The sequence below is a fragment of the Lentzea indica genome (assembly GCF_012184385.1).
Taxonomy (GTDB): domain Bacteria; phylum Actinomycetota; class Actinomycetes; order Mycobacteriales; family Pseudonocardiaceae; genus Lentzea; species Lentzea indica.
Genome location: NZ_VSRL01000120.1, coordinates 1 through 26,448, shown reverse-complemented (window position 1 = coordinate 26,448; position 26,448 = coordinate 1). Strand labels below are relative to the sequence as shown.

Below are 26,448 nucleotides of genomic sequence, written 5' to 3'. Positions count from 1 at the left end.
TGCGCCGGTTGGGCATCCCGACCGTGGCGGATCGGGTGGTGCAGGCGTCGTTGAAGCTGGTGCTGGAACCCGTGTGGGAGGCGGATTTTCAGCCGTGCTGATCAGCCACGACCTCGACGTCGTGGCCCGGCTGACCGATCAGGTCGTCGTGCTCCACGAAGGACGTGTCGTCATGCATGGTCCGGTCGCGACCACTTTGGACAGTGCGAAAGAGAGGATGAAGTGAACAAGCACCACCCCTACGAGGTGCGGTTGGCGACTCACGCCGACCTGCCCGGTGCCCGCAGCGTCATGCTGGACACCTTCTACCACGAGTTCGGCCACGGTTACCGCCCCCAGTGGCACACCGACGTGGTCGACCTGGCCGGCACCTATCTGGAAACTCCCCGCCACGCGCTGTTCGTCGCGGTCGACGGGGACGAGGTCGTGGGCACCACGGCGGTGCGGGCGCAGGGACCGGCCAGCCCGCCCCATCCGGCGTGGCTCGCCGAGCGTTACTCCGGTGGCAGGACGGCGCAGCTGTTCCGGGTGTACGTCCGGTCGGAGCACCGGCGCCGGGGCTTGGCTCGGACGCTGGTCGACGCCGCGGTCAGGTTCATCGCCGAAACCCCCGGCTACGAACAGATCTACCTGCACACCGACACCCGCGTGGCCGGCGCCGAGGCCTTCTGGCGCTCGGTCGCGGTCGAGGTGTGCGACGCCCGCGACGGCGACCCGGACCGCAACCAGACCGTGCACTTCGAGATCCCCGTCCCGGCCCTCGCCGGTTCGGCCGAGTCGCGATGACGTGATGGTTGGTCGTGGGTGGAAATGGTTGCCTGGCAACCGTTTCCACCCACGATGCCGGGTTGATGTCGCGGACCTTAGCCGCTGATTCCCAACGTGAGCGCCGTTCCATCGGCGAAGCCGATCTCGACCCGCAACGGGCCCACGGTGCCAGGGACGACGCGCACGCCCTGAGGCATTTCCCCGCACCAGCGTTGAACGTCGTCAGCCGACCCGGCCACATCGAGCCGGGTGATGCCAACGGGCTGACGTCGGTGTTCGGCATCGAGCGGGGGCGAACCTTCCGGCCAGTGGATGAGGCACGGCAGCCATCGCCGGTCGAAGTTTGCACCGAAGCCGGCGAGCGTGTACGGCGGGTAGCCGGGGCCGTCCGCCGGCACCTCCTGCACGGCGAGGTCGTTGGTGGCTGCGAGTTCGCGCAGGCGCGCCTCGTCCTCCATCAACACCAGCCAGGCCACCGGGACCATGGGCGCCTCGGGGTTGGCGGCGAGGGCTTCCCTGTTGAACTTCAGCAGCGGCGGAGCTCCCTGCGCGGGCTGATCACCGTTCGGGTAGAGGATCTCCAGCAGCTGTCCCTGCCTCAGCGGTACGACGAGGTTGGACAGCCCGAATCCCGGAATGACCCGGCCGCGGGCGATCCCCAGTCCAGCCCGGCTGAGCGCCTGCTCCGCGTCGGCCTTCGTCCTGGCGGCCAGCACAACGTGATCGATCTCCATCGGTTGCCCTTCCACGAGAGATCAGTCCTCAGCTGTTCGAACGGGATCGGGTCAGCAGCAACACGACCGCTCCGCCGATGAGAAGCAGCATTCCGGCGCCGACCACCAGGCCGAGAGGTCCAGCGCCGGTGCTGGCGAGTCCAGGTGCGGCAACCGCTCGCGGTGAGGTCGTGACGGCGGGCGGAGGCGTGGTGCCCGTGGTCGTCGCCGTCGTGGGCGTGGGGGCTGTGCACTGACGGCCCGACGCTGATTTCGGATCCACCGCACCCACTGCGATCGTGAACACATCGGTGTCCACAGTGGATCGTCCGTCGGCGAGGGTGGCGGCCACCTGGATGGTCAGCCGGTAGATCCCCTCACGGGTGAACGCCCAGTTCGCGTGGGCGTGGGTGCCGGGAGCAACGGTCAGGGTGTCGGGCAGCCCGTCGCCGGTGTGGATCAGCACGGTCGGCGCCAGCCCCGTGAGGAACACGGAGACCTGTCCTGGGCCGTCCACCGCGGTGAGCTTGACCGCGATGTCGCCGGTAACGTCCTGCGATCGCAGCGATTCGGTGTTCCAGCCCGCCCAGACGATGCCGGGGATCTGGGTCTGCGGGATGAGCCACACCGGTTGGCCGCTCGTGCCGAGGAACGCGTAAGCCGGGTCTGCGGGGATGCTGTTGCGGGCTTGTGGCACGACGTGGACGACGGTGTCGGCCGGCTCGCGCCAGACCGCCTTGTCCGGACCCGCGGTGCCGTCCTTGACCCTGGTGCGCAGTGCGCCGTCGACCAGACCAGGGGCGATGAGGTCGACGTGTCCGTCGGACAGGACCGCGCACGATGCCGGCGGTGAGCTGGTCGACGGGGTCGTCGACGTGGTCGTTGCGGTGGTTGTCGTCGTCGTGGTCGTCGTGGTGGTGGTTGTTGTTGTCGTGGTCGAGGACGTCGGGGTGCCATCACCAGGAATCACCGTGGTGGGGTCGATCGCGCCGACGGCGATGGCGTAAGTGGTGGTGTCCTCGAGGGTCTTGCCCGATGTTGTGGTGACTTCGAGGGAGAACGTCAACCGGTAGACGCCCTCCGCGGAAAAGGTCCAGTTGGCGTGGGCGTGGATGCCGAGATCCAGCGGGTGGGTTTGCGGCAGCGGCAAGGCGGTGTCGAAGATCCTCGGCAGCGGTGCACCGAAGGAGTCGGTCTGGAAGACGGTGACGTTGCCGGGCGCTTTGGTACCCGGTGTGGTGCCGCCGACCGCGTCGAGGCTCCACTTCACCGAGCCGGGCGTGATCTCCGTTGCGGGCAGCGACTCGGTGTTCCAGCCGGCCCAGACGAGGTTGGGGTCCTGCACCTCGGGGCTCACCCAGATGTCGCTGCCGGCGGGTCCGAGGAAGGCGTACTCGGGCAGGTCGGGAATCTGCAGCCGGGCTTCCGGCTTGAGGTGCGTGACCACCGTTGCGGGGTCGCGCAGCACGGGCGGTTCGACGCTGCCGTCCTTGTACCGCATGGAGAGTTGGCCATCGACGAGCACACCGGACATGAGGTCGACGTGGCCGTGGTCGACCACTGTGGTCGTGTTCTCGGCCGACGCGGGTGCGAACGACACGGCGGCGAGCCCGACCAGCGCTGTGACGGCGGCGAGGGCGAGGCCGCTGCGGTACGGGGTCACGAGGTCTCCTTGGCGGTGCGGCGGCGGGTGAGGACCATGACCGCCGTTCCGGTGACGATCAACGCCAGTGCGAGCGCCGTGGCGGCAGCCGGCGAGCCGACGGGGCCGGTCGAGGCCAGAGCGGTGTTTCGCCTGCCGTCGCGCGTGGTGTTGTTGTCCGGTGTGGTGGTCGCGGTCGTGTCACCGACGAGGAACGTGTAGCTCTCCTTGTCGCTGACCGTGCTGCCGTCGGTCTTGGTGGCCGACACGGTGAAGTCCAGGCGGTAGCGGCCGGGTTTCCCGAAGGCCCAGTTGGCATGTGCGTGTGTGCCCAGTGCGACGGAGTGCGTGTCGGGCAAGCCGTCGGTGCTGTTGAAGATGACCGAGTGCGCGCCGAACGAACCCGTGGTGAACAGGCCGAAGGGTCCAGGGCCGGTGACGGACGTGAGCGTCCAGGTGACCGGTCCGGTGATGTCGGCGGGCTTCAGCTCCTCTGTCGACCAGCCGATCCAGAGGATGCCAGGTTGTTCCTGTTGCGGGAGCAGGTGGATCTGCCCGCCCGCGGCACCGAGGAACGACAGCGCGGCCGCGTCCGGCAGAGCCACGCGGGCCGCGTTGGTGACCTTGAACTCGACATCGGCCGGTTCGCGCCAGGTCACCGTGCCCACGACGCTGCCGTCCTTCACGTGCACGCGCAGGCCGCCGTCGACCAGCCGCGGCGCGAGCGCGTCGACGTGGCCGCGTTCGACGGTGACCTTGCGCTGGCCACGGGAGGCTGTGCCGCGGCGGCGACCACGGGTGCCCGCTGCACGGCCGGAGGTGCCGGCGCTTCGGCTGCCACGAGCGGTGCCGCGACTTCCGTTAGCGACGCTGGTTGTTGTTGCGCGGCTTGGACTTCCACCGTCTGGTGCCACTGCGCTTGCACCGGTGTGCCGTCGAGCAGGTATGCCTCGGCATCCAGCTGGACGGTGTGCGTTCCCCCGGTGGCGAACGCCCATTCCGTGGTCGCGCGCCCGAGACCGGCACTGTTGTGGGACCGGTGCCGGTGGTACGCACGCGCACCACGTCGCCGAACAGCGTTCCCGGCGGGATCGCCTTGGTGTCCAACCGGACGCGCACGGGTTCACCGGCCAGGACGGTCAGCGGCTTCTCCGGCGGCGTCACCAGCAGGGCACCGTCGCGAACGGCCAGCTCAACGGACGCGGCCTCCGGCTCGGCCAGCGCCGCCGGTGCGGCCACGAGCAGCAGCGAGAGGGCCGCACCGGCCATCGCGCCGGATCGCAGGCGGATCACGACTTCACCTCCACGAGAGCGCCGTGCAGACCGTCCGATGTGGACTGCGATCGGCGTGTTCGCCTCAGCAAGCCGTGGCGTGGCGCGAACAACCAGCACAGGACGAAGATCCCGGTCAGGCTGAGCACGATGAGGCCACCCGCGGCCAGGTCGAAGGCGTAGGACAGGTACAGGCCCAGCACGCTGCCGCCGGCGCCGATGACCGGCGCGAGCAGCATCATCACGCCGAGCCGGTCGGTGAGCAGGCGCGCCGCCGCGGCAGGGGTGACCAGCAGTGCCAGCACCAGCACGTTGCCCACCGCCTGCAAGGAGATCACGATCGCCAGCGTGACCATCACGTAGAGCGCGAGATCCAGCCAAAACACCGGCAGGCCGACGGCACGGGCCTGCTCGCGGTCCAAGGTCGCGGCGACCAGCCTGCCGTTGAGCACGCCGGTGGCCAGCAACAGGATCGCGCCGATCACCGCGACCGAGACGACGTCCCCGTCGCTGATGCCGAGGATGGAACCGAACAGGAACGACTCCAGCGAACCGCCGTAGCCCGGCGCCGCACTCAGGATGACGATGCCCAGGCCGAACGCCGCGGCGAAGAAGATCCCGATGACGGAGTCCTCCTTGAGCCTGCGGTTCTGCGCCACGACAGCGATCAGCAGCGCCGTCACCACACCGGCGACGGCACCGCCGATCACCAGGTTCGAGCCGAGCACGAACGCCGTCGCGATGCCGGGGAACACCGCGTGGGCGACGGCGTCGCCGATGAACGCCATGCCGCGCAGCACCACGTGCGTCCCGACGACCCCGCACACCAGGCCTGACAACAGCGCGACGAGCAGGGCCCGCCGCCAGAAGTCGTACTCCCACGGCCCGGCCAGCAGGTCGACGACCGCGTTCATCGGCTCACTCCCAGGGATCGCAGCAGCTGCTCGGCGCGATCGAGACCGAAGGTGCGCAGCCAGATGTCGGTGTCGGCCAGCGCCGCCGGTTCGCCGTCAGCCACGACCGTCCGGTTGAGCAGGCACAGCCGTGAGCACAGCGTGGTCGCGGCGGCGAGGTCGTGCGTGGTCATGAGCACGGCGACGCCTTCATCGCGCAGCTCCGTGAGGAGACCGCTGAGCAGTTCCTGGGTCGGCGCGTCGATGCCGGTGAACGGCTCGTCGAGCAACAGCAGCCGGGGCTGCAGCGCGAGTGCTCGGGCGACGAGGACGCGTTGCCGCTGCCCGCCGGACAGTTCGCCCACCGGTCGCGTCCGAAGGTCGTCCATGCCCACACGGGTGATCGCGGCGTCGACGGCCGTGCGGTCCTGCTCGGTGCGCCTGCCGAGAAGGCCGGTCAGGTGCGTGCGGCCGGTGGCGACTGCTTTGGCCACCGAGATCGGGAAGTCCCACGCGAACTCGTGGCGTTGCGGCACGTAGCCGACGCTGCCCTGTGCCTGCTTGGCCGTACGTCCGTGGACCGCCACCGTGCCGCGCCGCGGCGGAATCAGGCCCAATGCCGTGCGCAGCAACGTGGTCTTACCCGCTCCGTTGGGTCCGATCAAGCCCACGAGCTCACCGGGCCGAAGCCGCAGGTCCACTTCGGACAGCACTTCCCGTCCGCCCAGATCGACGGCGAGGCCCACGATGTCGAGTACCGGCTCGTTCATCGCTCTCCCCTGCGTCGACGCACCACAACGACAGCGGCGACGACCACCACGAGCGCCAAGCCACCCAGACCGGCCCACGGCCACGGGAATCCGGCTGACGGTTCCGGCGACTCAGCACGCGGTTGCTCGGCCTGGGCCGCTGGAACGTCGAACGCGGCACGCGGATCGGTGTTGCCGACGTGGACGCGCAGCGCACGCCGATCGGAGAGCTCGCGACGGTCCTTGGTGCGGGTGCTCATCTCGACGTCGAGCAGGTAGGTGCCAGGCGCGCTGAACACCCAGTTGCCATGGACGTGCGTGCCGACCTCGACACCGGTTTCCTGCGGAGTGGTGGCGCCGCTGGTGAAGATCTGCTGCGGGGCGCCGAAGTTGCCGGTGAGGAAGAGCGCGAACCGCCCCGGCCCGCGCACACCGTGCAGCCGCCACGTCACTTCGCGGTCGACGGTCTTCGCAACCTCGGGGTCCTGTGTGTTCCAGCCAGGCCACACAACGCCGTTCTGCTCCACCTGCGGCAGCACCCACACGGCGCTGCCGCGGTCGCCGAGGAAGGCGTAGGCCTGGTCGTCCGGCACGGTGGTCTTGGCGGCGTCGGGTACGTGCAGCACGACATCGGAAAGCGCCCGCCACTGCGGGGAACCGCCGGTGTCGTCGCGCAGCTGGACGGTCCACTTGCCGTCCACGAAGCGCGGTCCGAGGTCGACGTGGCCCTTCTCGATCACGACCCGCTCAGCTTCCTGCGCGACTGCGGCAGGCTGCGTGCCCAGCAGCAGGGCGAGTGCGGGTATCAGCATCAGACGAGACAACGGTGCACCTCATCGGCGTTGTGCCGCATCATGTCCACATAGGAGCGGACTCGGTTGTCGAAGGAATCCCCGTACAGCACGCAGACGTCGACCGACTGGTCCTTGGCGACCTGACTGAGCACCGAGGCGCGCTGGGCCAGGTTGGGTTCCATGAACACCGCGGGGACCTTGAGGTTGCGCACCGTCTCGCTGAGCTTGCGCACGTCCTCGACGCTGGGTTCCTGAGCCGGATTGGGCACCACGAACCCGGCGACGGTCATCTCGTAGGCGGCGGCGAAGTAGCCGAAGCCGTCGTGCGTGGTGATCAGCTGGCGACGCTCGCGCGGGATGCGGGAGACCGTCTCGCGCACGTGTGCGTCCAGCTCGTCCAGCCGGTCGAGATAGGCACGGGCATTGCGGTCGTAGACCTCGGCGCCGGCCGGGTCCGCGCCGCGCATCGTGTCCCTGATCAGCTCGACGTAGGCACGGCCGTTGCGCACGTTCTGCCACAGGTGCGGGTCGATCTCGCCGTGGACGTGCTTGCCGAGCACCGCCTGTGGAAGTTGGTGCACGGTGCCGCCCGCCTGCCCGAGGAAGGAGAAGCGCGGATCGTCCGGGATGGTGACGATCGCCTTGTTGGGCACTTCGATCACCGCGTCAGCCGCGGCGACGACGTGCTGGTTTCCGCCGCCCGCAACGTCGTTGAGCGTGTACAGCTCGCCGCTGTCGAGGTCGATGGTGAGGTCGGTGTGTCCCTCTGCAAGCACGGTTTTCGCGACACCGGCGGGAGTGACGCCGACGGCGAACGTGAACGTGCTCGTGCCCAACGGTGTCGGCTCGGCGCCTTCGGCGCGGATCAGTGACGCCGCCAGAGTCAGCCGGTACACGCCCGGTTTCGTGAACGCCCAGTTGATGTGCGTGTGAGCGGCCGGCGGCAAGGTCGTGGAGTCGGTGTCGGACAACCCGTCCCGTGAGTCGAAGTACACGACCGGCTTGCCGAGCGTCTCGGTGAGGTAGGCGACCATGGCGCCAGGCCCTTCCACCGCGGTCGCCGTCAGCTTGATGTCGGACGTGCGCGTGGCACCCTTGTCCTTGCCGTCGCCCCGCACCCTCAGGCCGAGCCACAACACGTCCAACCCGATGTTCTCCACCAACGGGATCACATGCGCCCCATAGGTTTCCGAGGCCTCGGCCAGTGACGCGTTGGGCGTTCCCGGCCGGATGTTGGCGTCGATGGCCTTGATCAGGCGCTGCTCTTCGAGCAACAGGTGGTTGGTGAAGGTGACATCGGCCTTGGCGACCTTCTTGGCATCGGCAGGCACGGGCTCGTAGGAGTGCGGGTCGCCGCCGGGCGGCACCAGCGAGTCCACCCGAACCCGATCGCCCCCGACGTTGCGCACGAGATCCGCCAGGATTTCGGTGGTCGTCACCACCGTCACGCCGTCCGGCGCGCCGCCGTCGGCTGTGCCGCAACCGGCCAACAGGACGACCAGCACCGCCCCGATCGCGCGCGAAAACGCACGCACCTGCATGGGATCCCCCTTCAGACACCCGCCGACCGGCGAGGCACAGCGACCCTAACCGGAACGACAATCATTTCCAACAACCAAACGGAGCAGCACCTCGACGGCCGATCGGGCGCTATTGGAAACGATTGTCATGTGCAACGCTCGTCGCGGCCCGCTCAGGGCCTCCAGTCCTCACGAACGGAGCACCACACAGTGCGCACCAGAGCGCGTCTTGCACTCCTGCCGCTGGCGGCGGCGATGCTGATGAGCGTCGCCGCAGGACCTGCCACCGCAGCCACCACCGTCACCCTCGACAGCGGGCACGTGGACGTCTTCGGCATCGCCTTCGAGGACAACCAGTTCCACCTGCACGTCCACGACGAAGGCACCAACACCGAGTACGAGCCGTCGCAGGTACGGCTCGCCGTCAAGCCCGAGGCACGCACCGAGGTGCCCAACGACCCGACGTACGCGTTCCTCGGCGCTCCCGGCCGCCCGGTCTGGGTCCTTCCGCAGGTGGAAGACCCACAGCTGCTGTGGCCGGGCATCGCCACCGAAGAGGTGGAACCGGGCGTCTTCGTCAACGACTCGCTGACCCTCAAGGTCGAGTGCGTGTCCGGTCCGGCCGACTTCAGCATCTTCACCACCGACCCGGTCGGCGCCCCGAGCGTGCTGGTCGACAGCGGCAACGGCCTGCCGGACCCGGTCGCCGTGACCGCCGCGAGTCACCTGCACGCCAACTGGGCGTTCGAAGCCGCAGGCGACTACACCATCACCGTCCGGGCCAGCGGCACCCTCGCCGCCACCGGCCGGAAGGTCACGTCCGCACTCGCCACCTACAAGTTCAAGGTGATCGCATGAGATTCCGCGCCCTCGCCGCCGCGGCGCTCGCCACCGGCCTGACCCTGCTCGCCACCGGCACCGCGCAGGCCGCCGTGACCATCTCGCAGGGCCACGTCGACGCCCTCGACATCGACTGGACCGGCAGCGCGCTGACGTTGGACATCCGCGACCACACGGTGTCGCCGGCCGTCGACCGCGACCCCTCCACCGTGACGCTGGAGGCGGTGTCCGCGAGCAAGACGACCGTGCCGTCCAGCTCCGCCTACGCGTTCCTCGGCTCCCCCGGCTCGCCGGTCTGGATCCTGCCGCAGAGCCAGGCCGGCGGAATCCTGTGGCCGGGCTTCAGCACCGAGGGTGTGCCCACCGGCGTCCTGCAGAACAACAGCGTGGCCGCCAAGCTGATCTCGGTCACCGGCCCCGCCGACTTCAGCACCTACACCACCAACGCCTTCGGCAGCCCCACCGTGTGGTTCGACAGCGGCAACGGCCTGCCCGACAGCCGCACCGTCACCGTCAACAGCCACTCCCACGCCAATTGGGCGTTCGAGGCAGCCGGCACCTACACGCTGGTCTTCGAGGTGACCGCGACCACGAGCGCCGGCGCGGCCGTCTCAACCGGACAGAAGTCCATCACCGTCACCGTCCAGCCCTGACCACAGCCGTGGCGCCACCCCCGTGGCGCCACGGCTTTCGCGTACGCCAGCCACGGAGTTCGTCCAGATGAACGAGGACCAGCCGCGCAGCACGCGGCACGTGCTGGCCTGCCTGGGACTCGAAGGCGGGTTCATGACGGCACACGAGCTGCATCAGCGGATCCGCTGCCTCGGCCACCCGATCGGGCTGTCCTCCGTCTATCGAGCGCTCAGGGACCTCCGGAGCCTGGGCCTGGTGGACGTCATGGTCGAAAGGCGCGGCCAGCGCCGGTACCGCCACTGTTCCGTCCGCCCCCACCACCACCTCGTCTGCTCGGCGTGCCACTCGACGGTCGAGATCCCCGCGAACTCGTCACCGCTGCCGGCTTGGGAACCCGTGAAGGCGCTGGGCTTCACCGACTTGCTCGTGCGAGTAACGATCACCGGGATCTGCGCCGACTGCACGCTCAGGCAGAACCGGCGATGTCGTCGGTGACGCCGAGGCCGAGGTGTTCGATGTGGTAGACGGCCTCGTCGAGCAGCATCGCGACGTGGTTGTCGTAGAGGTTGTAGACCACGCTGCGGCCTTGACGCGTCCCGGTCACCAGTCCGAGCGCCCGCAACAACCGCAGCTGGTGTGACACCGCGGACTGTTCCATCTCCACGGCCTCCGCGAGCTCGCCGACCGAACAGGCGCCGTGGCGGAGGCGAGTCAGGATGCGCAGGCGGCTCGGCGTCGCGAGCGCCTGGAGGGTCGCCGCCACCGTCGCCGCCGAGTCGGCGTCCAGCTGTGCCGGCGGTGTGGCTCTGCCCTCGACTCCGTGACCCATGACAGCATCTTACTCAGTGAACACATGAATAGGTCTTCAGATGTTCCTGTATGGTGCCCGGCGTGACTTCGACGCTCCTCATCGACAGCCCGCACCGAACACCGACACCCAAGCGCTCCCCGTTCGCGATCGCCGAAGTTCGCTGGGCGATCGCGGCCACCACCCTGTTCCTGCTCGGAGTCGGCGCCAAGCTCGTGGACACGGCGCCGTGGACGTGGTGGACACTGCTGCTCGCCTGTTACCTCGCCGGCGGCTGGGAACCCGCGCTCGCCGGACTCAGAGCACTCCGCGAGCGAACGCTCGACGTCGACCTGCTGATGATCGTCGCCGCGATCGGCGCGGCCGCGATCGGACAGGTCGTCGACGGCGGTCTGCTGATCATCATCTTCGCCACCTCCGGCGCGTTGGAGGCCGTGCTCACCCAGCGGACGGCCGACTCCGTGCGCGGGCTGCTCGACCTCGCTCCGCAGCGCGCCACCCTGATGCTGCCGGAGAGCCGTGAACGCGAGGTGGACGCGGCGACGCTGCGGATCGGTGACGAGATCCTCGTGCGGCCCGGCGAACGGATCGGCGGGGACGGCGTGGTCATCGACGGGCGCAGTGAGGTCGACCAGGCCTCGATCACCGGCGAGCCGCTGCCCGTGCCGAAGGAAACCGGCTCAGAGGTGTTCGCCGGATCGCTCAACGGCACTGGCGCACTGCGCGTCCGGGTCACGCGTGCGGCCCAGGACACCGTGATCGCCCGCATCGTGGCGATGGTCGAGCAGGCATCCGCCACCAAGGCCAAGACGCAGCTGTTCATCGAGAAGGTCGAACAGCGCTACTCGTTCGGCATGGTGGCCGTGACGCTCGCGTTGTTCGCCGTGCCACTGCTGTTCGGCGCGGCTCTGGAGCCGACGCTGCTGCGTGCGATGACCTTCATGATCGTCGCCTCGCCGTGCGCACTGGTGCTGGCCACCATGCCGCCGTTGCTGGCCGCCATCGCGAACGCCGGAAAACACGGCGTACTGGTGAAATCCGCGGTGGCCATGGAACAGCTGGGCACAGTGGACGCGGTGGCGTTCGACAAGACCGGCACACTCACCGAAGGCACGCCCCACGTCGTCGGCATCATCACCGAGCGGGACGAGGACGAGGTGCTGACGCTGGCCGCGGCGGCCGAGCAGTTCAGCGAGCACCCGATCGGACGGGCGATCGTCGCCGAGGCACGGCAGCGCGAACTTCGGCTTCCCACGGCCGGTGACTTCCAGGCAACACCAGGCGTCGGTGTGGCTGCGCGGGTGTCCGGACACGCCGTTGCCGTGCAACGGCACGATTCTCAGCACAACACCGCAGTCGAGGTTCTCGTGGACGATCGTCAGGTCGCCATCATCGAGCTGGCCGACCAGATCCGGCCGTCGAGCCAAGCCGCGGTGGGCGAGCTCACCGTCCTCACCGGACACAGCCCGACTCTGTTGACCGGCGACAATCATGCCGCCGCGCAACGGGTTGCGTCCGCTGTGGACATTGTCGAGGTACGTGCCGAGTTGCTGCCGCAGGACAAGGTCCAGGCGGTGCGGGAGATGGACGGCAAGGTGCTGTTCGTCGGAGACGGCGTGAACGACGCGCCTGCGCTCGCGACCGCGCACGCGGGAATCGCCATGGGGCACAAGGGATCCGCGCTCACCGTGGACACCGCCGACGCCGTGGTGGTCGGCGACGACCTGACCGTGGTTCCGGCACTGGTGGCGCTGGCCCGCCGGGCGAGGCGGGTCGTGATCACCAACCTCGCGATCGCCGGCGCGTTCATCGTGGTCCTGTCGCTGTGGGATCTGTTCGGGACGTTGCCGCTCCCACTGGGCGTTGCCGGACACGAGGGCTCGACCGTGCTGGTCGCGCTCAACGGGATGCGGCTGCTGAGCAAGCGAGCGTGGACGCGGAAGTCCTGAACGCTCGTCGGACGGGTTCAGTGCTCGTCGTAGTGATCCCCGTGGGCCGCGTGCCGGTGACCGTCGTGCACGTAGTCGGTGTGGTCGCCGTGCGGCACCGCGACGTGCCCGCACCCGTCGCCGTGGGCGTGGTCGTGTGTGTCATGCGCGGTGTGTCCGCTGGGCTCACACTCGTCGTAGTGACCGTTGTGGCCGCGGTGCAGGTGGCCGTCATGGGCGTAGTCGGTGTGGTCGCCGTGCGGCACCGCGACGTGTCCACAGCCTTCACCGTGGGCGTGGTCGTGCGCGGGGTGTTCGACATGAGCTGTCGTCATGGCACTCGCCTCCGAGATTCTCACGCTGCGTGCTGGTCGAGTGGACGCAACCACCAGCCTAGTGGCTCTCTTCAGCGAACGCATGAAATGCCAATGCCCACAACGGTAATCATTCCCATGACGCGGATCAGGGACGGCGTCCGCTGCCGATCAAGGTGGTGGCGTCGAGCTCTGTCACCCCGTCGTGCCGCAGCGAGGCCAGGTAGTGCTCGCGCACGGTGTCCACCGCATCCGCGGGCACCTTGGCCAGTGCACCGCGGAAGCCGGATCCGACGATCACCAGCCACGCGACCTCGGGAGTCATCGTCAGCGCCATCTCGTTGACGCTCACCTCGACGTCGGCGAGGCCGCGCTCGGACAACCAGGCCGCGTACAGGTCCGCCTGGTTGATCTGGTCGAACAGATGCGGCGGGCGCGGCGCGGGCGGTGGGGTGTTCGTGACCTCGGCGATGGCGCGACCGAGGTGCTGACCGGCCGCGGCCATCGCGTCGCCCTGCCAGATCGTGAACACCACTCGCCCACCGGGGCGGGCCCGGCTGATCAGGTGGTCGGTTCCGGCTGTCATGTCAGGGAAGAAGAAGATGCCGAGGGCCGACTGAACCAGGTCGTAGCCGTCCGCGGCCCACGTGGTCACGTCGGCCTCATGTGCGAGCAGCTGAGGCACGTCCGCCGACAACCGCCGCAACTCGTCGATCATGGGCCCGGACAGGTCGACGGCGTCGACCTGCCCTGTCGGGCCAACGAGACGGGCTGCGGGAAGCGCCGACGCGCCGGTGCCGCAGCAGGCGTCGAGGACGCGCTCACCCGGTCGCGGGTCGGCGATCCCAACCGTGGCAGTGCCGATCGGTTCCCACAGGTAGCGCCCCAGCGCGGTGAAGTCCGCGGCCGCGGCGTCGAACGCGCCGCGTATCTCGGTCTGCCGGTCGTCAGCCATGCGCTCCTCGTCTCGTTCCGATGTGGACGGTCCTCGCGGTGAGCAGCGCGAGGTCGTCGCGATTGCCCAGCCACACCGGCGAGGCCTGGTCGAGCACACTGTTCCACGCGGCGCGATCATCCTGAGTCAGGAACGGCTGGGCCCGTCCCACTCGTGCGGCAAGCTCCGCGAGCACAACCTCTCGAACGTCCGCACTGAGCGAGGCCGGCAGGTCCAGCAGCACGCTGCGGCTGGTGACGTGCTCGAGCCCGGCGGACCGCAGCAGGTCCGGCCATCCGCGTGCCTCGCGCACGACGTCCGGCCTGCTGTCGAACCACGCCGTGAACCACTCGTTGTGCGCGGCGTCCAGCCGGGCTTCCAGTCCTGGCCTGCCCACGCCGACGTCCCACGGCAGGCACCGCGCCGGCAACCCGCCCTCGCCGAGCGCGAGCACCCCGCCGGGGGCCAGCAGCCCTGCCAGTCCGGACACCACGTCCTGCCACGACAACGCGTGGTGCACGCAGGCGCCGGACCAGATCAGCGACACGGGTTCCGGCAGCGGAACGGGCCCCTCATCGAGGTCGTGGAGCACCGTGCGCACCCGGTCGCCCAGTCCTGCTTGCTCGGCGCGTTCGCGCACCATGGTGAGCATCGCCTCGTCGTTGTCCACGGCGTAGACGCGGTCGGCGCGTTCGGCCAGCCGCAACGTGCTGGTCCCTGAGCCAGGGCCGACGTCGGCGACTACGCCTGCGACCGGCAACGCGTCCAGCAGTGCTTGTTCGGCCGGCGCGAACACCGCTTCGGACGCGGCGGGATCCGCGGTCGACGGGCCGGTCATCAGGCGTGCTCGTGCAGGTCGGCGAGGTCCCACTCCGGCAGCGGTCCTCCAGCGTGCGCCAGTGCACCTGGCCGGCCGCGAACTCCTCGTCGGTGAGCAACGCCGGCTCCAGGCGGCGGCGCGGTTCGTCGAGGTCGAGGCGACGCCGATGAAGACCAGTTCCTGCCGGCCCTGCGGGGAGTCCAGCAGCTGACCCGGTTCCAGCGTGAGGTTCGGGCCCGCCTGCGACCACACGGCGAGCACGTCCGGCCGCGTGGCGATGTGACAGAAACCCTTGCTGCGCAACACGCCGTCCCAGTCGGACAGCGCCGCCATCAGCCGTGCCGGGTGGAACGGCCGCGACGCGCGGAAGGCGACCGAGCGGATGCCGTACTCCTCGGTCTCCGGGGTGTGCCCACCAGCCAGCTCCTGGGCCCAGCCGGGGGCCTGCGCGGCGGTGATCGGGTCGTAGCGGCCGGTGTCGAGCACCTCTGCCAGGTCGACGACGCCCTGCCGGGTGTGCAGCAACCGGGCAGCGGGGTTCAACCTGCGCAGGACGGCGTCGAGGCGCGCGAGCTGCTCCGCGGTGACCAGGTCGGTCTTGTTCACCACCAGCAGGCCGGCGAACTCGACCTGGTCGACGAGCAGGTCCGAGATCGTGCGCTCGTCCTCCTCGGCGGCGGCCAGGTCACGTTCGGCGAGCTGGTCACCGGTGGCCAGTTCGCGGAGGAATCCGGCCGCGTCCACGACGGTCACCATCGTGTCCAGCTGAGCGTGATCGGACAGGCTCGTGCCGTCTTCGAACGTCCAGTCGAAGGTGGCGGCCACCGGCATGGGTTCGGAGATACCGGTGGACTCGATGAGGATCGTGTCGAACCGGCCCGACTTCGCCAGCTCACCGACGCTGTCGAGGAGGTCCTCCCGCAGCGTGCAGCAGATGCAGCCGTTGGTCAGCTCGATCAGCCGCTCCTCCGTGCGGTCCAGGCTGCCCTGACCCGCGACGAGCGCGGCATCGATGTTGATCTCGCTCATGTCGTTGACGATCACCGCGACGCGCCGTCCTTCCCGGTTGGCGAGGACGTGGTTGAGCAACGTGGTCTTCCCTGAGCCGAGAAAACCGGACAGCACGGTGACTGGGGTGCGTCGGGACATGTGCACATGATAATCATCTTCAGATCGGAGCGTCAGGCCGCGTGTCGCAGCACGGGCGTCACCCACGCCAGCACCACGCCGGAGAAGAGCACCAGCACGCCGGCCGCGACACCGGCGCGCGGATCGCCCATCGCCACGGACACGGCTCCCGCCAGGGCCGCGCCGACGGGCTGCCCGACACCCCACGCCAGCATCCTGGCTGTGGTGTTCACCCGCGACTGCAACTCCTCCGGGCACACCTGCTGCCGGTACGTGATCCCGTTGAGCACCACGGTGGGCATGCGCGGCACCCCAGTACGCGCCGCCAGACATACAAGCAGCCAATGCCCGGCTGACCAGGACGAAGACGCCGCCGAGCAGCGACAGCGGCAGCGCCGTCAACGCGAGCCGCGCGCCACCCCAGTGCGCGGTCAGGCCGCGGCACCAACCGGGACGCGACGATCGCGCCCACGCCCCAGCAGCTGAACAACGCGGCGAGCCGCACGTCACCGCGCGGCGCGACCCCCAGCACACGATCAGCGAACGGCACCAGCACAGCCACCCAGGCACCACTCGCCACCGAGTGCGTGGCGCCGACGAGCGTCAAGGTGCGGATGATCGGCTCGCGCCACAGGAACCGCAGACCCTCCCGCACATCGGCAACGAGCTCACCGGCACCCCGTACCGGACGCGGATTCGCCATGCTGCTGGCGATGCCGCGCAACAACAACGCCGAACCCACGGCGGTCAGCGCGTTCACCGTCAGCAGCGCCGCCGGCGCGACGACAGCGATCACGAGACCCGTCAAACCCGGCACCACGAGCTCCACCACGGTGGTGCGCCCGTAGAGGGTCGAATAGGCGGCGGTCAGCCGATCCTTGCCCACCAACGCCGGCAGCGCGCCGAAGTTCGCCGCGTCGAAGAAGACGAACGCCGTCTGCGTCGCGAACGCCACCACCACGACGTGCGGTGCGGACAACACGCCCGCCCACCACGCCAGCGGCACGCTGAGCAGCACCGCGGCGACGCCGAAGTCGAGCGCCACCATCATCGCCCTGCGATCCAGCCGGTCCGCGAGCGCGCCGGCCAGCAGGCCGAACACCAGGTACGGCAAGGCCTCCGCCACCGCGACCGCCGAAGTCCATCCGGCCGAGCCGGTCAGCTGGTAGACGAGGACGGGCAACGACACGGCCGACACCACGGCGCCGACGACCGACAGCACCCGTGCCGCCAGGTAACGACTGAAGTCGCGCTCGGACGCGTGCAGCTCTCCAGTTCTCTTCACCACGACAGCATATGATTTTCATGTTCATCTTGGCATCGGATTCGTCACGAGCCTTGGACTCGTCGCGTGTCGTCACGCGCGGTGATCGGCCGGGCGCTGGAACAGGACGTAGAGGTAGATCAACGCGGGCAGCAGCACCAGCGTCCCTGCCGAGAGCGCGGTGAGCAGTGCGATGAGGGTGGCGCGGCCGGTGGCGGCGTCGTTCACGGTCAGCTCCGGCAGCAGCACGTACGGGTACTGGCCCACCGCCCAGCCGACCAGGATCGCCGTGACGGCGAGCGCGGAGGCGATCCGGGCGACGGTGTACCGGCGCACCAGCAGCAGGCCCAGCGCGGCCAGCCCGGCGACGACCGAGAGCAGCACGACCGGCAGGCCACGGCCGGTCAGCCCGTCGAACAACACGGGTGCGTCGGCACGCAGCACCGCGATGCCGGCCAGCCCCACCGCACCCGTGACGGCCGCGGTCACCAAGGCACGCAGGCGGAACGCCTCGGCCAGGTCGTGCTCGCCGTCGCGGCGGGCGTCGCCGCACGAGGAACACCGCCGCCAGGTAGGCGCACACCAGCACGGCGAGCGTGCCGCCGAGCAGCGACGTGGGGTTGACCCAGCTGCGCACCACGTCGCCCTCGGCGATGCCGGGCGGTACCCGTCCGGAGGCGACGCCGCCGACCACCGCACCGAGGAAGAACGGGGTGAGCAACGAGGACAGCGCGAAGGCAGCACCGAAGAAGCGGCGCATCCCCGGCGTCCCAACGCTTTTCCGGTAGGCGAAGGCCGCGCCGCGAGCGATCATGCCGAAGGCGGCGAGCGTGAGCGGGATGTACAGCGTGGTCACGGCGGCGGCGAACGCGCGGGAGAACCCGGTCCACAGCACGACGAGCACGAAGATCAGCCAGACGTGGTTGGCTTCCCACACCGGGCCGATCGAGCGCTCGATCCGGTCGCGCACACCGCGTCCCCGTTCGGTGCCGCCCGCCAGCAGGTCCCACACACCGCCACCGAAGTCCGCGCCGCCGAACAGCGCGTACGCCACCAGACCCGCGAACGCGGCTCCCAGCACCACTTCGGCCAGCGTCACCGCTCCCCCTCCTCCTGCGGCGCGAGAGTGGCGCGATCGCGCGCGAGTCTGCGCAGCACGACCACCGTGAACGCGGTCAGCACGGTGTAGACGCCCACCACGGCCACCAGGCCCCAGCCCAGTCCCGGCGCCGGGCTCACCGCGTCGGCGGTGCGCAGGATGCCGTAGACCACCCACGGCTGCCTGCCGACCTCGGTGGTGATCCACCCAGCTTCCATCGCGACCACCGCCGCGATCCCGGAGACGGCGACGGCCCGCAGGAACCACGCGGTGTGCGGCAGTCGCCGCCGGCGCCACCACACCAGGCCGAACCACGCGGCGAGCACCAGCAGGGCCGTCCCGATGCCGACCATGGCGTTGTAAGCCAGGTGCACCACGTTGACCGGTGGCCTCTCCTCTGCCGGGAACTCCTCCAGTCCCCGGACGACGCCGTCCGGGTCGTGGTGGATCAGCAACGACAGCGCGTAGGGGATTTCCACGGCGTAGTGCAGTTCGTTGTCGCGGTAGACGCCGCCGATCGACAGCCCGGCCCCTGCTGTCGTCTCGTACTGGCCCTCCATCGCGGCGAGCTTCGCCGGCTGGTTGTCGGCGACCACGTTGGCGATCCAGTCCCCCACACCGATCTGCACCGGCGTGATGATCGCGGCGACGGTCAACGGGATCAGCAGCCCCGCGCGGTGGTAGCGGTCGCGGCGGCCGCGCAGCATGCCGACCGCGTACACGGAGGCGATCAGGAAGCCGGTGACCATGAACGCCGCCAGCCACATGTGCGTGAACTGCGCCCAGGTGGACGGCCCGAACATCGCGGCCCACGGCCGGGCGTCGACGACGTTGCCCTGCTCGTCGAGCCGGAACCCGGTCGGGTTGTTCATCCAGGCGTTGGCCGCCACCACGCAGAACGCCCCCACGATGCCCGCGGCGACCATCGGCAGCGCGCTGAGCATGTGTGCGCGCGGCGACAGCCGATTCCAGCCGAACAGGTACACGCCGACGAAGATCGCCTCCACGAAGAACGCGAAACCCTCCAGCACGAACGGGAACCCGAACACCTCGCCGAACCGGCCCATCAGTCCCGGCCAGAGGATGCCCATCTCGAACGACAGCAGCGTGCCCGACACGGCACCCGCGGCGAACAGCACGCCCATCGCCTTGGCCCACTTGTGCGCCAGCGCGGTCAGCACCGCGTCATCGCGCCGATGCCCGCGCCACTCGGTGAACACCACGATCGCCGGGAACGCGATGCCGAAGCAGGCGAACACGATGTGCCAGCCCAGCGACAACGCCATCTGCATGCGCGCCGGATAGAGGTTCTCCGCCGTACCAGCCAGAAACTCCAGCACAGCCACACCGAACCCCTTCGCGCCGCACACCGCCTCCGGACGCCGGAGGTACCCGCTCTGCCCGCGCCGCCAAACAACACGCTGGTGGCCCACTGCACTCGTCCACTGTGGACGGAAATGGCCGGCCGAGGATCGGCGGTACCCCGCCAGGAGCGCGAACAAACCGGTCCGGCCTGCTTGTTCTTCATCGGGTACAGGCATAGCGTGGGACCCGCTCCCGATGGCCACGGTCGTCAGGGGCTGCAACGTCGGGTTGAGGAGACAGCTCGCTGTCATTGCCCCATGACAAAGGGACCTCACCCATGAACCAGCACGTCACCGAACAGTCGAAGTCGATCGCCGTGTCGACGGCCGTCCACGACGGGGTACCGGTCGTGGCCGTGACCGGCGAGATCGACATGGCCACGTCCTGGCTGGTGAGCGACGAGCTCGCCACGCAGCTCGACCGGCGCCCACCCGTTCTGGTCATCGACCTGCTCGCTGTGTCGTTCTTCGGCTCTGCCGGCATCCAGGTACTGCTCGACGCACGTGCGCGCGCAGAACGTCATCAGCTGACGTTGATGCTGGTCAGTGCCCACCCGGTGGTGTCGCGTCCGCTGGAAGTCACCGCGGTGGCACAGCTGTTCCAGATCTATCCCACCCTTCCTGAGGCGCTGCGCGCCCTGTGGCCGGTCTGAACGCCATCAACGCGACAGAGGTGAGCAGCGTGAAGATCGCCATGGTGTCGGAGCACGCAAGTCCTTTGATGGCGCCGGATGCGGCCGGTGTCGACCAGCAGCGCGTCCACGTCGCCGAGCTCGCGGCCGCGTTGTGCGGCAACGGGCACGAGGTGATGGTGTATACGCGCCGCGACACTCCAGGCCTGCCAGACCGCGTGCGCACGGACCGCGGCTACGAGGTCGTCCACCTGGCCGCCGGCCCTGCCGAACGGCTGGAGTCGTTCTCCCACCTGGGAGATTTCACCTCTGCGCTGGCGAGCGACTGGTACGTGCACACACCCGACGTGGTGCACGCGCACGCTTGGACGTCCGGACTCGCGAGCGTGCTCGCCTCTCGCCGGACGCATGTTCCCGTCGTGCAGACCTACCACGGGCTGGGCATCGCCCGCTCCCCCGGCGACAGCCACGCGTCGGAGAGGATCGACGTCGAGCGGCTGCTCACGCGTGAAGTCACGCACGTCGTCGCGAGCAGCTCGAACGAAGCCTTCGACCTGATGAGAATGGGCATGAACCGGTCCCGCATCGCGGTCATCCCGTCCGGTGTGGACACCGACACCTTCACGCCCGACGGCCCACGAGCGAGCTCCTCTCATCCACACCGCATCCTCACCGTCGCGGACTTGGCACCACACGACGGTCTTCGCGACCTGATCGACGCACTGTCCACACTGGAGTCTGCGGAACTGGTGATCGCGGGCACCACTCGCGAGGCGAAGCAGCTGCGCGAATTCGCCGAGAGATCCCATGTCGCAGAACGAGTTGTGGTCACGGGCGAGGTGGCACGCTCCGCACAACCGGCCCTGCTGCGGTCGGCCGACCTCGTCGTGTGCGCCCCGTGGTGCGAAGCGCCCGCCACACTCGCGTTGGAGGCGATGGCCTGCGGCGTACCCGTGGTCGCGACCGCGGTCGGAGGGATCGGCGACCTCGTGGTGGACGGCGTGACCGGCCTGCACGTGCCGCCACGCGGTTCGGCCGCCTTGGTGCGCGCGCTGCACGGGCTGCTGGTCGATGACACCGCGCGCTACGAGTTCGGCATCGCGGGTCGGGACCGGGCTTGTGCGCGGTACTCCTGGGAACGCATCGCCTCGGACACACTCCGCGTTTACCAGCTCAGCCGACGAGCCTCCGGCTCACGTGCGAGCACGGACCGACCGTCGAAAGTGTGAACGACCACGTGGCGACCGGCATGCTCGCCGCCGAGCTCCGTGCCGGCATTGCACACGCGTTCGCGGCACCAGCCGGTTGACGTGGCCGTTCCGGAGTAGCTTTGAGGGGCGGTACGGCGGACGGGCTGCGGCAGAGCCGAACCGTGAGGTGACCGGGATGACCGCGGCCCAAGGCCTTCAGCAGCGCAGGGTCAGTGTTCCGGTTACCGACTACCTTGCCGCGACCTCAGCAGCGCCGGGCGGCATCGTCGGCCTCAGCCGGCGCGGCGGCGAAGGGAACCGGCGTGACCATCGGCAAGGGGAACTGGACAGCCGACCGGGAGGCGTTCCGCGGAGGGCTCGAGCTCTCCGACAGCGGCCCGCTGGCCGAGCAGTTCGCCCGTCTCACGAAGGCGTTGCTGAACGCTCCCACGGTGGCCGACGTGCTCGACCAGGTCGTGACGGCGGCGCACCGGGTCGTCCCCGGCGCGGATCTCGTGTCCATCACGCTCCGCACGGCCGACGGGATCTTCCACACGCCCGTGACGACGAGCGAGGTCGCGATCGAGCTGGACCGGATCCAGTACGAGACCGGGGAAGGACCGTGCGTCGAGGCCGCCAGGAACCCGGGGCCTGCCCAGGTTCGCAGCGACGACATGGGCATCGAGCCCGCCTGGCCGCGTTTCGGTCCGGAGGCCGCCAGGCGCGACGTCCACTCGGTGCTGTCGGTCGCGCTGATGCCTGACGCCCGGCCACCGCGGTACTCCGGTGCGTTGAACATCTATTCGCGGCGACGGGGTGCACTGGCACCGGACGCGCACGAGCCCGCGCTGCTCCTGGCCACGCACGCCTCACTGGCGCTGGCTGGCACCGCGTCGGTCACCAGGGCAGATCTCACCGCCGCACAACTGCGCAGGGCCATCGAGAGCCGCGACGTCATCGGGCAGGCGAAGGGAATCCTGATGGCGCGGCGCGGCATCAGCGCCGACGACGCGTTCGACGAGCTGCGCCGTGCCTCGCAGAACCTGAACATCAAGCTCACCGACGTGGCCCGCATCCTGACCGCCCGGCCCACCGATCTCGACCTCGCCGGTGCACTCGGGCTGGCGGACACCGACGACTGAGCCGCACTGAAGGACTGGGACGACCGAAACGGCGTCGAGACGAAGCCCCGGCTCGTGAACGAACTCACGTTTGAACGCGGCGGATCCGCACGTACGCTCGTTGCCGTCCGGGCCGTGTGGTGTCTGGCCCAATCCCCGTTCGAGGAGTTTTTGTTTTGCGGCGAACCATGCCGCCGATGTTCCGCGCGCTGCGCCATCGGAACTACCGCAGGTGGGCTGCCGCGGACCTGATCTCCGTGACCGGGTCGTGGATGCAGGTCATCGGTTTGAACTGGGTGGTGCTCGAACGCACCGGATCCGTGACCTCCGTCGGATTCTCGGTGCTGCTCAGCACGCTGCCCGCCGTTCTGCTCGGCCCGTGGGCGGGTGCGATCGCCGACCGGTTCCCGGTGCGCCGGATCGTGCTCGTCTGCCAGACGCTGCACGCTGTGCTGGCCGGCACGCTCGCGTTCGCCGTCTGGTCGGGGCTGCCGATGGCACCGATCTACGCACTCACCTTCGCCGCGGGGCTGATCTCCGTGTTCGACGGTCCCGCGTTCGGCCGGCTGAGCAGCCAGATCGTCCCGCGTGACGGTCTGGCGAACGCGGTCGCGCTCGGCTCGGTGATCAACTCGGTCGCCCGGATCATCGGCATGAGCACGGCGGGCGTGCTGACCGCGCTGGTCGGTGCACCGGTGTTGTTCGCGCTCAACGGCCTCAGCTTCGTCGCCGTCATCGCCACCGTGCTGACCATTCGCCGCGAGGAGTTCTACCCGCTGGCCACGAGCGCACCGAGCCGCGCGGGAGTGCGGGACGGCCTGCGGTACGTCGCCACCAGCGGTCGTCTGCTGCTGCTCGTGACGCTCGGGTTCGTCCTGTCCTGCCTGGGCCGCAACTACCAGGTCACCATGGCGGCGATGAGTACCGACGCGGCGATGTACGGCGTGCTGTCGTCGGTGTTCGCCATCGGAACCGTGCTCGGCGGGCTGATCGCGGCGGCACGGCGAACGCTGTCCGTGCGGCTTCTGCTCGTGTCCGCGGGCCTCGCCAGCCTGCTCCAGGCGGTCGGCGGCCTCGTGCCGGGATCCATCGCGTTCGCTGTCGTGCTCGTGCCCATCGCCGCGGCGGCGGTGCTGATCGACACGACCATGAGCACCCGCCTGCAACTCGACTCCGAGGACGGCATGCGTGGCCGGATGCTCGCGATCAGCGGGTCAGCCGGTGCCGCCGCGGGTGCGATCGGCGCTCCCCTGCTCGGCTGGCTGTGCGAGCGTGTCGGAGCGAACACGACGTTGGCGCTGGCAGGCACCGTGACCCTGCTCGCGACGCTGACCGCGGCCTCTCTCTTCGGCGCGTCCCCGCAACGACGCACAGCGTTCGCCCACCGGGTGCTGCGCAGGCGGCACGGTGTCGTGCAACCGGCCGGGCATCCGCATCAGCCCACGCCGCTCACTCGCCCACGCCGCCGTGCTCGGGTACGGGCCAGGACGAGGATCAAGGCCTGAGCGAGACGTTATTCACCGGCCGATCGCGGGTAAACAGCCGCCATGAGCACGGATGTACGCGTCATGTCCATGGCCGACCACGAGTACGCCGCCGAGGTGCACGAAGGCACGGAGACGACCACGCATCACGTCGTGTTGTCCGAAGGCTTCCTCGACGATCTCGCACTGCCCGAGTCCGACGAGGCCGTGCTGGTCGAGGAGATCCTGCGATACCTGCTCGACAGGGAGCCGAACACGGCGGTCCCGCACGAACTGGATCCCGCCGCACTGGTGGGTCAGGACGCCGAGTTCCTGCCGGAGCTGCGGCGCCGTCTCGGCACGGAGTGAGAACACAGAGTCCTCAGCCTGCCTGCCTCGGCCGCCGTTGCCGCGTACGGCGTGGTGGCGCTGGTGTGAACAAGCCCGCAGGTCCGAGGAGCGCTCGTACCGTCGTCACGACGGGCACGGCCAGCACCGCGCCGATGATGCCCGCCTGACTGCCGCCCACGGCTACGGCGAGGAGGATGGCCAAAGGGTGCAGGGTGACGGCATTACCCATCAAGAACGGCTCCAACACGTTGCCCTCGATCTGCTGCACCGCCACCACCACGCCGGCGATGACCAGTGCGGTCACCGGCCCACCGCTGACCAGTGCGATCAACACGCACACGGCGCCGGACAAGAACGCCCCCAGCAAGGGCACGAAGCCGCCGAGGAACACCAGCGCCGCCAGTGGCAGCACGAGCGGCACGTCCATGACCCACAGCCCCAGGCCGATGCCCACAGCGTCGATGACGGCCACCGCGATGGACGCGCGTGTGTAACCCGACAGGTCGCGGAAGGCGTGCAGGCCGCCCCTGTGCACGCGCAGCCGCCACTCGGCGGGCACGGCGCGCAGCGCGAACCGCCAGACCCTGCGCCCGTCGTACAGCAGGAACAGCGTGATGAACAGGACGAACACCAGCCCGCCGAGGATCGACCCAGCGGTCGTGAACACACCCCACGCACCAAAGGCCAGCGACTGGCGGTTGCGGGCCAGCCACTCGCGCCCCTGGGCGAGCGCCTGGTCGCCCCAGCCGATGCCGTCCAACTGCCCGCGCAGCTGGACGAGGCTGTCGTCGAGCCGATCGCGCAGCTCCGGCAGCGCGCTGACCAGCGAGGTGACCACGAACGTCAGGAACCCGCCGAGCACCCCGATCGCGGCCAGCAGCACCAGCGCGGTGGCCAGTGCACGAGGCAGGCCGCGCCGGTACAGCCAGGACACGGCGGGCGCCAGCAGAGCGGCCAGCAGCACCGCGATGGCGAACGGGACCACCACCACCGCCAACCGGGCCAGCACGTGAGCTGCGGCCCACAACGTCACGCCGATGATCAGCAGCTGCAGGCACACCAGAGACACTGCGCGCAGCCGCTCACCCGCGTTCACACTCCCAGGCTTCCGCGTTCGGCCCCTTGCGAAACCGTTGCCCACCGGTTCGTGAACGGCTGCCGGGAGCACCAGGCACGAAGAACCCGACCTGTGACAGCTGCGTCCCGCCGTACCTGGTGCCGGAAGGAATGATCATTCATCCCGGCGCGCACGGACACCGCTGAACGGGGTGTTGCTCCGAACGAGCAAAAGTGTCCTGTGCGAGGTGTGAACCTGGGCTCAGCGGGTATCGCAGACCGCCGGGTCAGTCCGATGTGGACGAAGAGCGGTCCTCTGGATCCGGCTGGCGGTCTTGACGCCGGCTACGGCCGGTGGCGCAGGATCGCGCCAACGCCTTGGAGCACCTCGATGTCGTCGCCGACGACCACGTTCGCGCCTGTCACGGCCGCCGCACGCGCCAACGCGTCGTCCGCGCGGTTGCGCTCGACATCGGCCGGATCACCGGTGCTCTGACGCACGCTGACCTCGTCGACACCGACCTGATCAGGTTGATCACTCGTCCACACCAGCTGGTCCCCGAGCACGTCGGCGTTGACGACCAGCGTGTCCACGTTGGCTTCACGCAGCGCGTCGGCCACCGGTGCGAGGCCTTCGACGGCGAGTCCGTCCCTGCCGAGTTCGGCGCGGAACCGTTCGACGACTTCGGCGTCGTGCTGCTGCTGGCGCTGCGCGATGAGAGCGCGCACGGCGTTGTCGAACTCATCGTCGTCGGTGCCCCCGGCGAGCCCCGTCCCCTCGACCTCCACGACCAGGTCGTCATCGAGGTCGAGCGCGGTGCGCACCGCGCTGCGCGCCTGCACCTCGCCACCGAGCACGACGAGTTCGGCGCGCACCTCGCCCACCAGTCGTTCGACCTCGTCGGCGACCTGCTTCGCGTTGTGCTTGACGGTGTCCTCCACGGTCTGCTGCAGCCGCTTGTGGGCCCATCCGCCGCCACGGGTCTTGTGCAGCGGGTGCTGCCTGCCGCGAACGGTCTCCGCCAGCTCGACCCTCCCGTCGAACGAGTGCAGGTCGGCGCCGGACGCGTCGGCGACCACGACGACGTGCGGCACCGGCGGCGGCAGGTAGGACGCAAGGGGCAGCAGGCCCGGCAGCGACGAGAACGCGAC

28 protein-coding genes and 1 pseudogene are annotated in these 26,448 nt (G+C 69.5%); 10 read left to right on the top strand and 19 right to left on the bottom strand.

Annotated features, from left to right (window positions below; genetic code table 11):
- The first annotated feature begins 222 nt into the window (after positions 1-222).
- The gene (locus FXN61_RS28270) at positions 223-786 is read left to right on the top strand and encodes a GNAT family N-acetyltransferase (protein WP_312878049.1); all 564 of its coding nucleotides are present in this window, start codon (positions 223-225) and stop codon (positions 784-786) included.
- A 77-nt stretch (positions 787-863) separates the two neighbouring features.
- Here FXN61_RS28270 and FXN61_RS28265 read toward each other — a convergent pair whose 3' ends face one another.
- Genes FXN61_RS28265 through FXN61_RS28230 form a run of 8 tightly spaced genes read right to left on the bottom strand, consistent with a single transcriptional unit; the run spans position 864 to position 8,372 of the window.
- Positions 864-1,502, bottom strand: coding sequence for a VOC family protein (locus FXN61_RS28265; protein ID WP_167977044.1), 639 nt, complete (start codon positions 1,500-1,502; stop codon positions 864-866).
- 28 nt (positions 1,503-1,530) lie between these two features.
- Positions 1,531-3,144 (bottom strand): choice-of-anchor M domain-containing protein, encoded by a 1,614-nt coding sequence (locus FXN61_RS28260; RefSeq protein ID WP_167977043.1) that lies wholly within the window; start codon positions 3,142-3,144, stop codon positions 1,531-1,533.
- Positions 3,141-4,037, bottom strand: a complete 897-nt coding sequence (locus FXN61_RS28255; protein ID WP_167977042.1) for a choice-of-anchor M domain-containing protein — start codon at positions 4,035-4,037, stop codon at positions 3,141-3,143. The genes FXN61_RS28260 and FXN61_RS28255 overlap by 4 nt, the downstream gene beginning before the upstream one ends.
- Positions 3,985-4,416 (bottom strand): hypothetical protein, encoded by a 432-nt coding sequence (locus tag FXN61_RS28250; protein ID WP_167977041.1) that lies wholly within the window; start codon positions 4,414-4,416, stop codon positions 3,985-3,987. Before FXN61_RS28250 ends, FXN61_RS28255 begins: the two co-directional genes overlap by 53 nt.
- Positions 4,413-5,309 (bottom strand): anchored repeat-type ABC transporter permease subunit, encoded by an 897-nt coding sequence (locus FXN61_RS28245; RefSeq protein ID WP_167977040.1) that lies wholly within the window; start codon positions 5,307-5,309, stop codon positions 4,413-4,415. The genes FXN61_RS28250 and FXN61_RS28245 overlap by 4 nt, the downstream gene beginning before the upstream one ends.
- Positions 5,306-6,058 (bottom strand): anchored repeat-type ABC transporter ATP-binding subunit, encoded by a 753-nt coding sequence (locus FXN61_RS28240; protein ID WP_167977039.1) that lies wholly within the window; start codon positions 6,056-6,058, stop codon positions 5,306-5,308. Before FXN61_RS28240 ends, FXN61_RS28245 begins: the two co-directional genes overlap by 4 nt.
- Positions 6,055-6,861, bottom strand: coding sequence for a TIGR03773 family transporter-associated surface protein (locus tag FXN61_RS28235; RefSeq protein ID WP_246292109.1), 807 nt, complete (start codon positions 6,859-6,861; stop codon positions 6,055-6,057). The genes FXN61_RS28240 and FXN61_RS28235 overlap by 4 nt, the downstream gene beginning before the upstream one ends.
- Positions 6,849-8,372: an anchored repeat ABC transporter, substrate-binding protein gene (locus tag FXN61_RS28230; protein WP_167977038.1), complete on the bottom strand. Its 1,524-nt coding sequence runs from the start codon at positions 8,370-8,372 to the stop codon at positions 6,849-6,851. Before FXN61_RS28230 ends, FXN61_RS28235 begins: the two co-directional genes overlap by 13 nt.
- A gap of 189 nt (positions 8,373-8,561) precedes the next feature.
- Between FXN61_RS28230 and FXN61_RS28225 the strand changes: the two genes are divergently transcribed.
- The 3 genes from FXN61_RS28225 (at position 8,562) to FXN61_RS28215 (ending at position 10,319) form a co-directional block, all read left to right on the top strand.
- On the top strand, positions 8,562-9,209 hold the full coding sequence (locus FXN61_RS28225; RefSeq protein ID WP_223165635.1) for a choice-of-anchor M domain-containing protein: 648 nt from the start codon (positions 8,562-8,564) through the stop codon (positions 9,207-9,209).
- Positions 9,206-9,844: a choice-of-anchor M domain-containing protein gene (locus FXN61_RS28220; RefSeq protein WP_167977037.1), complete on the top strand. Its 639-nt coding sequence runs from the start codon at positions 9,206-9,208 to the stop codon at positions 9,842-9,844. Before FXN61_RS28225 ends, FXN61_RS28220 begins: the two co-directional genes overlap by 4 nt.
- Positions 9,845-9,911: 67 nt before the next feature.
- Positions 9,912-10,319, top strand: coding sequence for a Fur family transcriptional regulator (locus FXN61_RS28215; RefSeq protein ID WP_167977036.1), 408 nt, complete (start codon positions 9,912-9,914; stop codon positions 10,317-10,319).
- On the opposite strand, the gene FXN61_RS28210 is transcribed toward FXN61_RS28215, so the two are convergent.
- Entirely contained in the window at positions 10,291-10,653 is a 363-nt protein-coding gene (locus FXN61_RS28210; protein WP_167977035.1) for an ArsR/SmtB family transcription factor, read from the bottom strand. The genes FXN61_RS28215 and FXN61_RS28210 overlap by 29 nt on opposite strands.
- Positions 10,654-10,703: 50 nt before the next feature.
- Here FXN61_RS28210 and FXN61_RS28205 point away from each other — a divergent pair, with 50 nt between their 5' ends.
- Positions 10,704-12,581, top strand: a complete 1,878-nt coding sequence (locus FXN61_RS28205) for a heavy metal translocating P-type ATPase (RefSeq protein WP_167977034.1) — start codon at positions 10,704-10,706, stop codon at positions 12,579-12,581.
- Positions 12,582-12,598: 17 nt separating this feature from the next.
- On the opposite strand, the gene FXN61_RS28200 is transcribed toward FXN61_RS28205, so the two are convergent.
- The 8 genes and pseudogenes from FXN61_RS28200 to FXN61_RS28170 all read right to left on the bottom strand — a co-directional run bounded on the left by FXN61_RS28200 (position 12,599) and on the right by FXN61_RS28170 (position 19,465).
- Positions 12,599-12,895, bottom strand: coding sequence for a hypothetical protein (locus FXN61_RS28200; protein ID WP_167977033.1), 297 nt, complete (start codon positions 12,893-12,895; stop codon positions 12,599-12,601).
- Between the two features lie 127 nt (positions 12,896-13,022).
- Positions 13,023-13,829 (bottom strand): class I SAM-dependent methyltransferase, encoded by an 807-nt coding sequence (locus tag FXN61_RS28195; RefSeq protein WP_167977032.1) that lies wholly within the window; start codon positions 13,827-13,829, stop codon positions 13,023-13,025.
- Entirely contained in the window at positions 13,822-15,777 is a 1,956-nt protein-coding gene (locus FXN61_RS55725; RefSeq protein ID WP_223165634.1) for a GTP-binding protein, read from the bottom strand. The genes FXN61_RS28195 and FXN61_RS55725 overlap by 8 nt, the downstream gene beginning before the upstream one ends.
- A gap of 32 nt (positions 15,778-15,809) precedes the next feature.
- Positions 15,810-15,989 carry a hypothetical protein gene (locus FXN61_RS52855; RefSeq protein WP_246292108.1) on the bottom strand — a complete coding sequence of 60 codons (180 nt, stop codon included), beginning with the start codon at positions 15,987-15,989 and terminating at the stop codon, positions 15,810-15,812.
- Positions 15,986-17,041, bottom strand: a complete 1,056-nt coding sequence (locus FXN61_RS28180) for an MFS transporter (protein ID WP_312878047.1) — start codon at positions 17,039-17,041, stop codon at positions 15,986-15,988. The genes FXN61_RS52855 and FXN61_RS28180 overlap by 4 nt, the downstream gene beginning before the upstream one ends.
- Positions 17,042-17,113: 72 nt before the next feature.
- Positions 17,114-17,509, bottom strand: coding sequence for a cytochrome d ubiquinol oxidase subunit II (locus tag FXN61_RS54625; RefSeq protein ID WP_312878046.1), 396 nt, complete (start codon positions 17,507-17,509; stop codon positions 17,114-17,116).
- Between the two features lie 115 nt (positions 17,510-17,624).
- Positions 17,625-18,074 (bottom strand): annotated as a pseudogene (locus tag FXN61_RS54620) (cytochrome d ubiquinol oxidase subunit II); the annotation flags it as partial.
- 41 nt (positions 18,075-18,115) lie between these two features.
- Complete coding sequence (locus tag FXN61_RS28170; protein ID WP_312878045.1) at positions 18,116-19,465, bottom strand: cytochrome ubiquinol oxidase subunit I; 1,350 nt, start codon at positions 19,463-19,465, stop codon at positions 18,116-18,118.
- A gap of 296 nt (positions 19,466-19,761) precedes the next feature.
- Here FXN61_RS28170 and FXN61_RS28165 point away from each other — a divergent pair, with 296 nt between their 5' ends.
- The 5 genes from FXN61_RS28165 to FXN61_RS28145 all read left to right on the top strand — a co-directional run bounded on the left by FXN61_RS28165 (position 19,762) and on the right by FXN61_RS28145 (position 24,258).
- A complete protein-coding gene (locus FXN61_RS28165) occupies positions 19,762-20,136 on the top strand; it encodes an STAS domain-containing protein (RefSeq protein WP_167977030.1) in 375 nt (124 codons plus the stop codon).
- A 29-nt stretch (positions 20,137-20,165) separates the two neighbouring features.
- Positions 20,166-21,344 (top strand): glycosyltransferase, encoded by a 1,179-nt coding sequence (locus FXN61_RS28160; RefSeq protein ID WP_167977029.1) that lies wholly within the window; start codon positions 20,166-20,168, stop codon positions 21,342-21,344.
- A gap of 284 nt (positions 21,345-21,628) precedes the next feature.
- Entirely contained in the window at positions 21,629-22,447 is an 819-nt protein-coding gene (locus FXN61_RS28155; protein ID WP_376770752.1) for a GAF and ANTAR domain-containing protein, read from the top strand.
- Between the two features lie 176 nt (positions 22,448-22,623).
- Entirely contained in the window at positions 22,624-23,931 is a 1,308-nt protein-coding gene (locus tag FXN61_RS28150) for an MFS transporter (RefSeq protein ID WP_167977028.1), read from the top strand.
- A 42-nt stretch (positions 23,932-23,973) separates the two neighbouring features.
- Complete coding sequence (locus tag FXN61_RS28145; RefSeq protein ID WP_167977027.1) at positions 23,974-24,258, top strand: hypothetical protein; 285 nt, start codon at positions 23,974-23,976, stop codon at positions 24,256-24,258.
- Positions 24,259-24,271: 13 nt separating this feature from the next.
- Here FXN61_RS28145 and FXN61_RS28140 read toward each other — a convergent pair whose 3' ends face one another.
- Both FXN61_RS28140 and FXN61_RS28135 read right to left on the bottom strand, forming a co-directional pair.
- Entirely contained in the window at positions 24,272-25,336 is a 1,065-nt protein-coding gene (locus FXN61_RS28140) for an AI-2E family transporter (RefSeq protein ID WP_167977026.1), read from the bottom strand.
- 305 nt (positions 25,337-25,641) lie between these two features.
- Positions 25,642-26,448: baeRF2 domain-containing protein (locus FXN61_RS28135; RefSeq protein WP_167977025.1), on the bottom strand; the 807-nt coding region annotated here is incomplete at its 5' end.

Bases quoted from the DNA above. Each gene is read 5' to 3' on its own strand.
- FXN61_RS28150 (WP_167977028.1), top strand. From the start codon at position 22,624: ATGTTCCGCGCGCTGCGCCATCGGAACTACCGCAGGTGGGCTGCCGCG.
- FXN61_RS28195 (WP_167977032.1), bottom strand. From the start codon at position 13,829: ATGGCTGACGACCGGCAGACCGAGATACGCGGCGCGTTCGACGCCGCG.
- FXN61_RS28265 (WP_167977044.1), bottom strand. From the start codon at position 1,502: ATGGAGATCGATCACGTTGTGCTGGCCGCCAGGACGAAGGCCGACGCG.
- FXN61_RS28245 (WP_167977040.1), bottom strand. From the start codon at position 5,309: ATGAACGCGGTCGTCGACCTGCTGGCCGGGCCGTGGGAGTACGACTTC.
- FXN61_RS28165 (WP_167977030.1), top strand. From the start codon at position 19,762: ATGAACCAGCACGTCACCGAACAGTCGAAGTCGATCGCCGTGTCGACG.
- FXN61_RS28230 (WP_167977038.1), bottom strand. From the start codon at position 8,372: ATGCAGGTGCGTGCGTTTTCGCGCGCGATCGGGGCGGTGCTGGTCGTC.
- FXN61_RS28205 (WP_167977034.1), top strand. From the start codon at position 10,704: ATGGTGCCCGGCGTGACTTCGACGCTCCTCATCGACAGCCCGCACCGA.
- FXN61_RS28215 (WP_167977036.1), top strand. From the start codon at position 9,912: ATGAACGAGGACCAGCCGCGCAGCACGCGGCACGTGCTGGCCTGCCTG.
- FXN61_RS28240 (WP_167977039.1), bottom strand. From the start codon at position 6,058: ATGAACGAGCCGGTACTCGACATCGTGGGCCTCGCCGTCGATCTGGGC.
- FXN61_RS28200 (WP_167977033.1), bottom strand. From the start codon at position 12,895: ATGACGACAGCTCATGTCGAACACCCCGCGCACGACCACGCCCACGGT.
- FXN61_RS28145 (WP_167977027.1), top strand. From the start codon at position 23,974: ATGAGCACGGATGTACGCGTCATGTCCATGGCCGACCACGAGTACGCC.
- FXN61_RS55725 (WP_223165634.1), bottom strand. From the start codon at position 15,777: ATGTCCCGACGCACCCCAGTCACCGTGCTGTCCGGTTTTCTCGGCTCA.
- FXN61_RS28220 (WP_167977037.1), top strand. From the start codon at position 9,206: ATGAGATTCCGCGCCCTCGCCGCCGCGGCGCTCGCCACCGGCCTGACC.
- FXN61_RS28210 (WP_167977035.1), bottom strand. From the start codon at position 10,653: ATGGGTCACGGAGTCGAGGGCAGAGCCACACCGCCGGCACAGCTGGAC.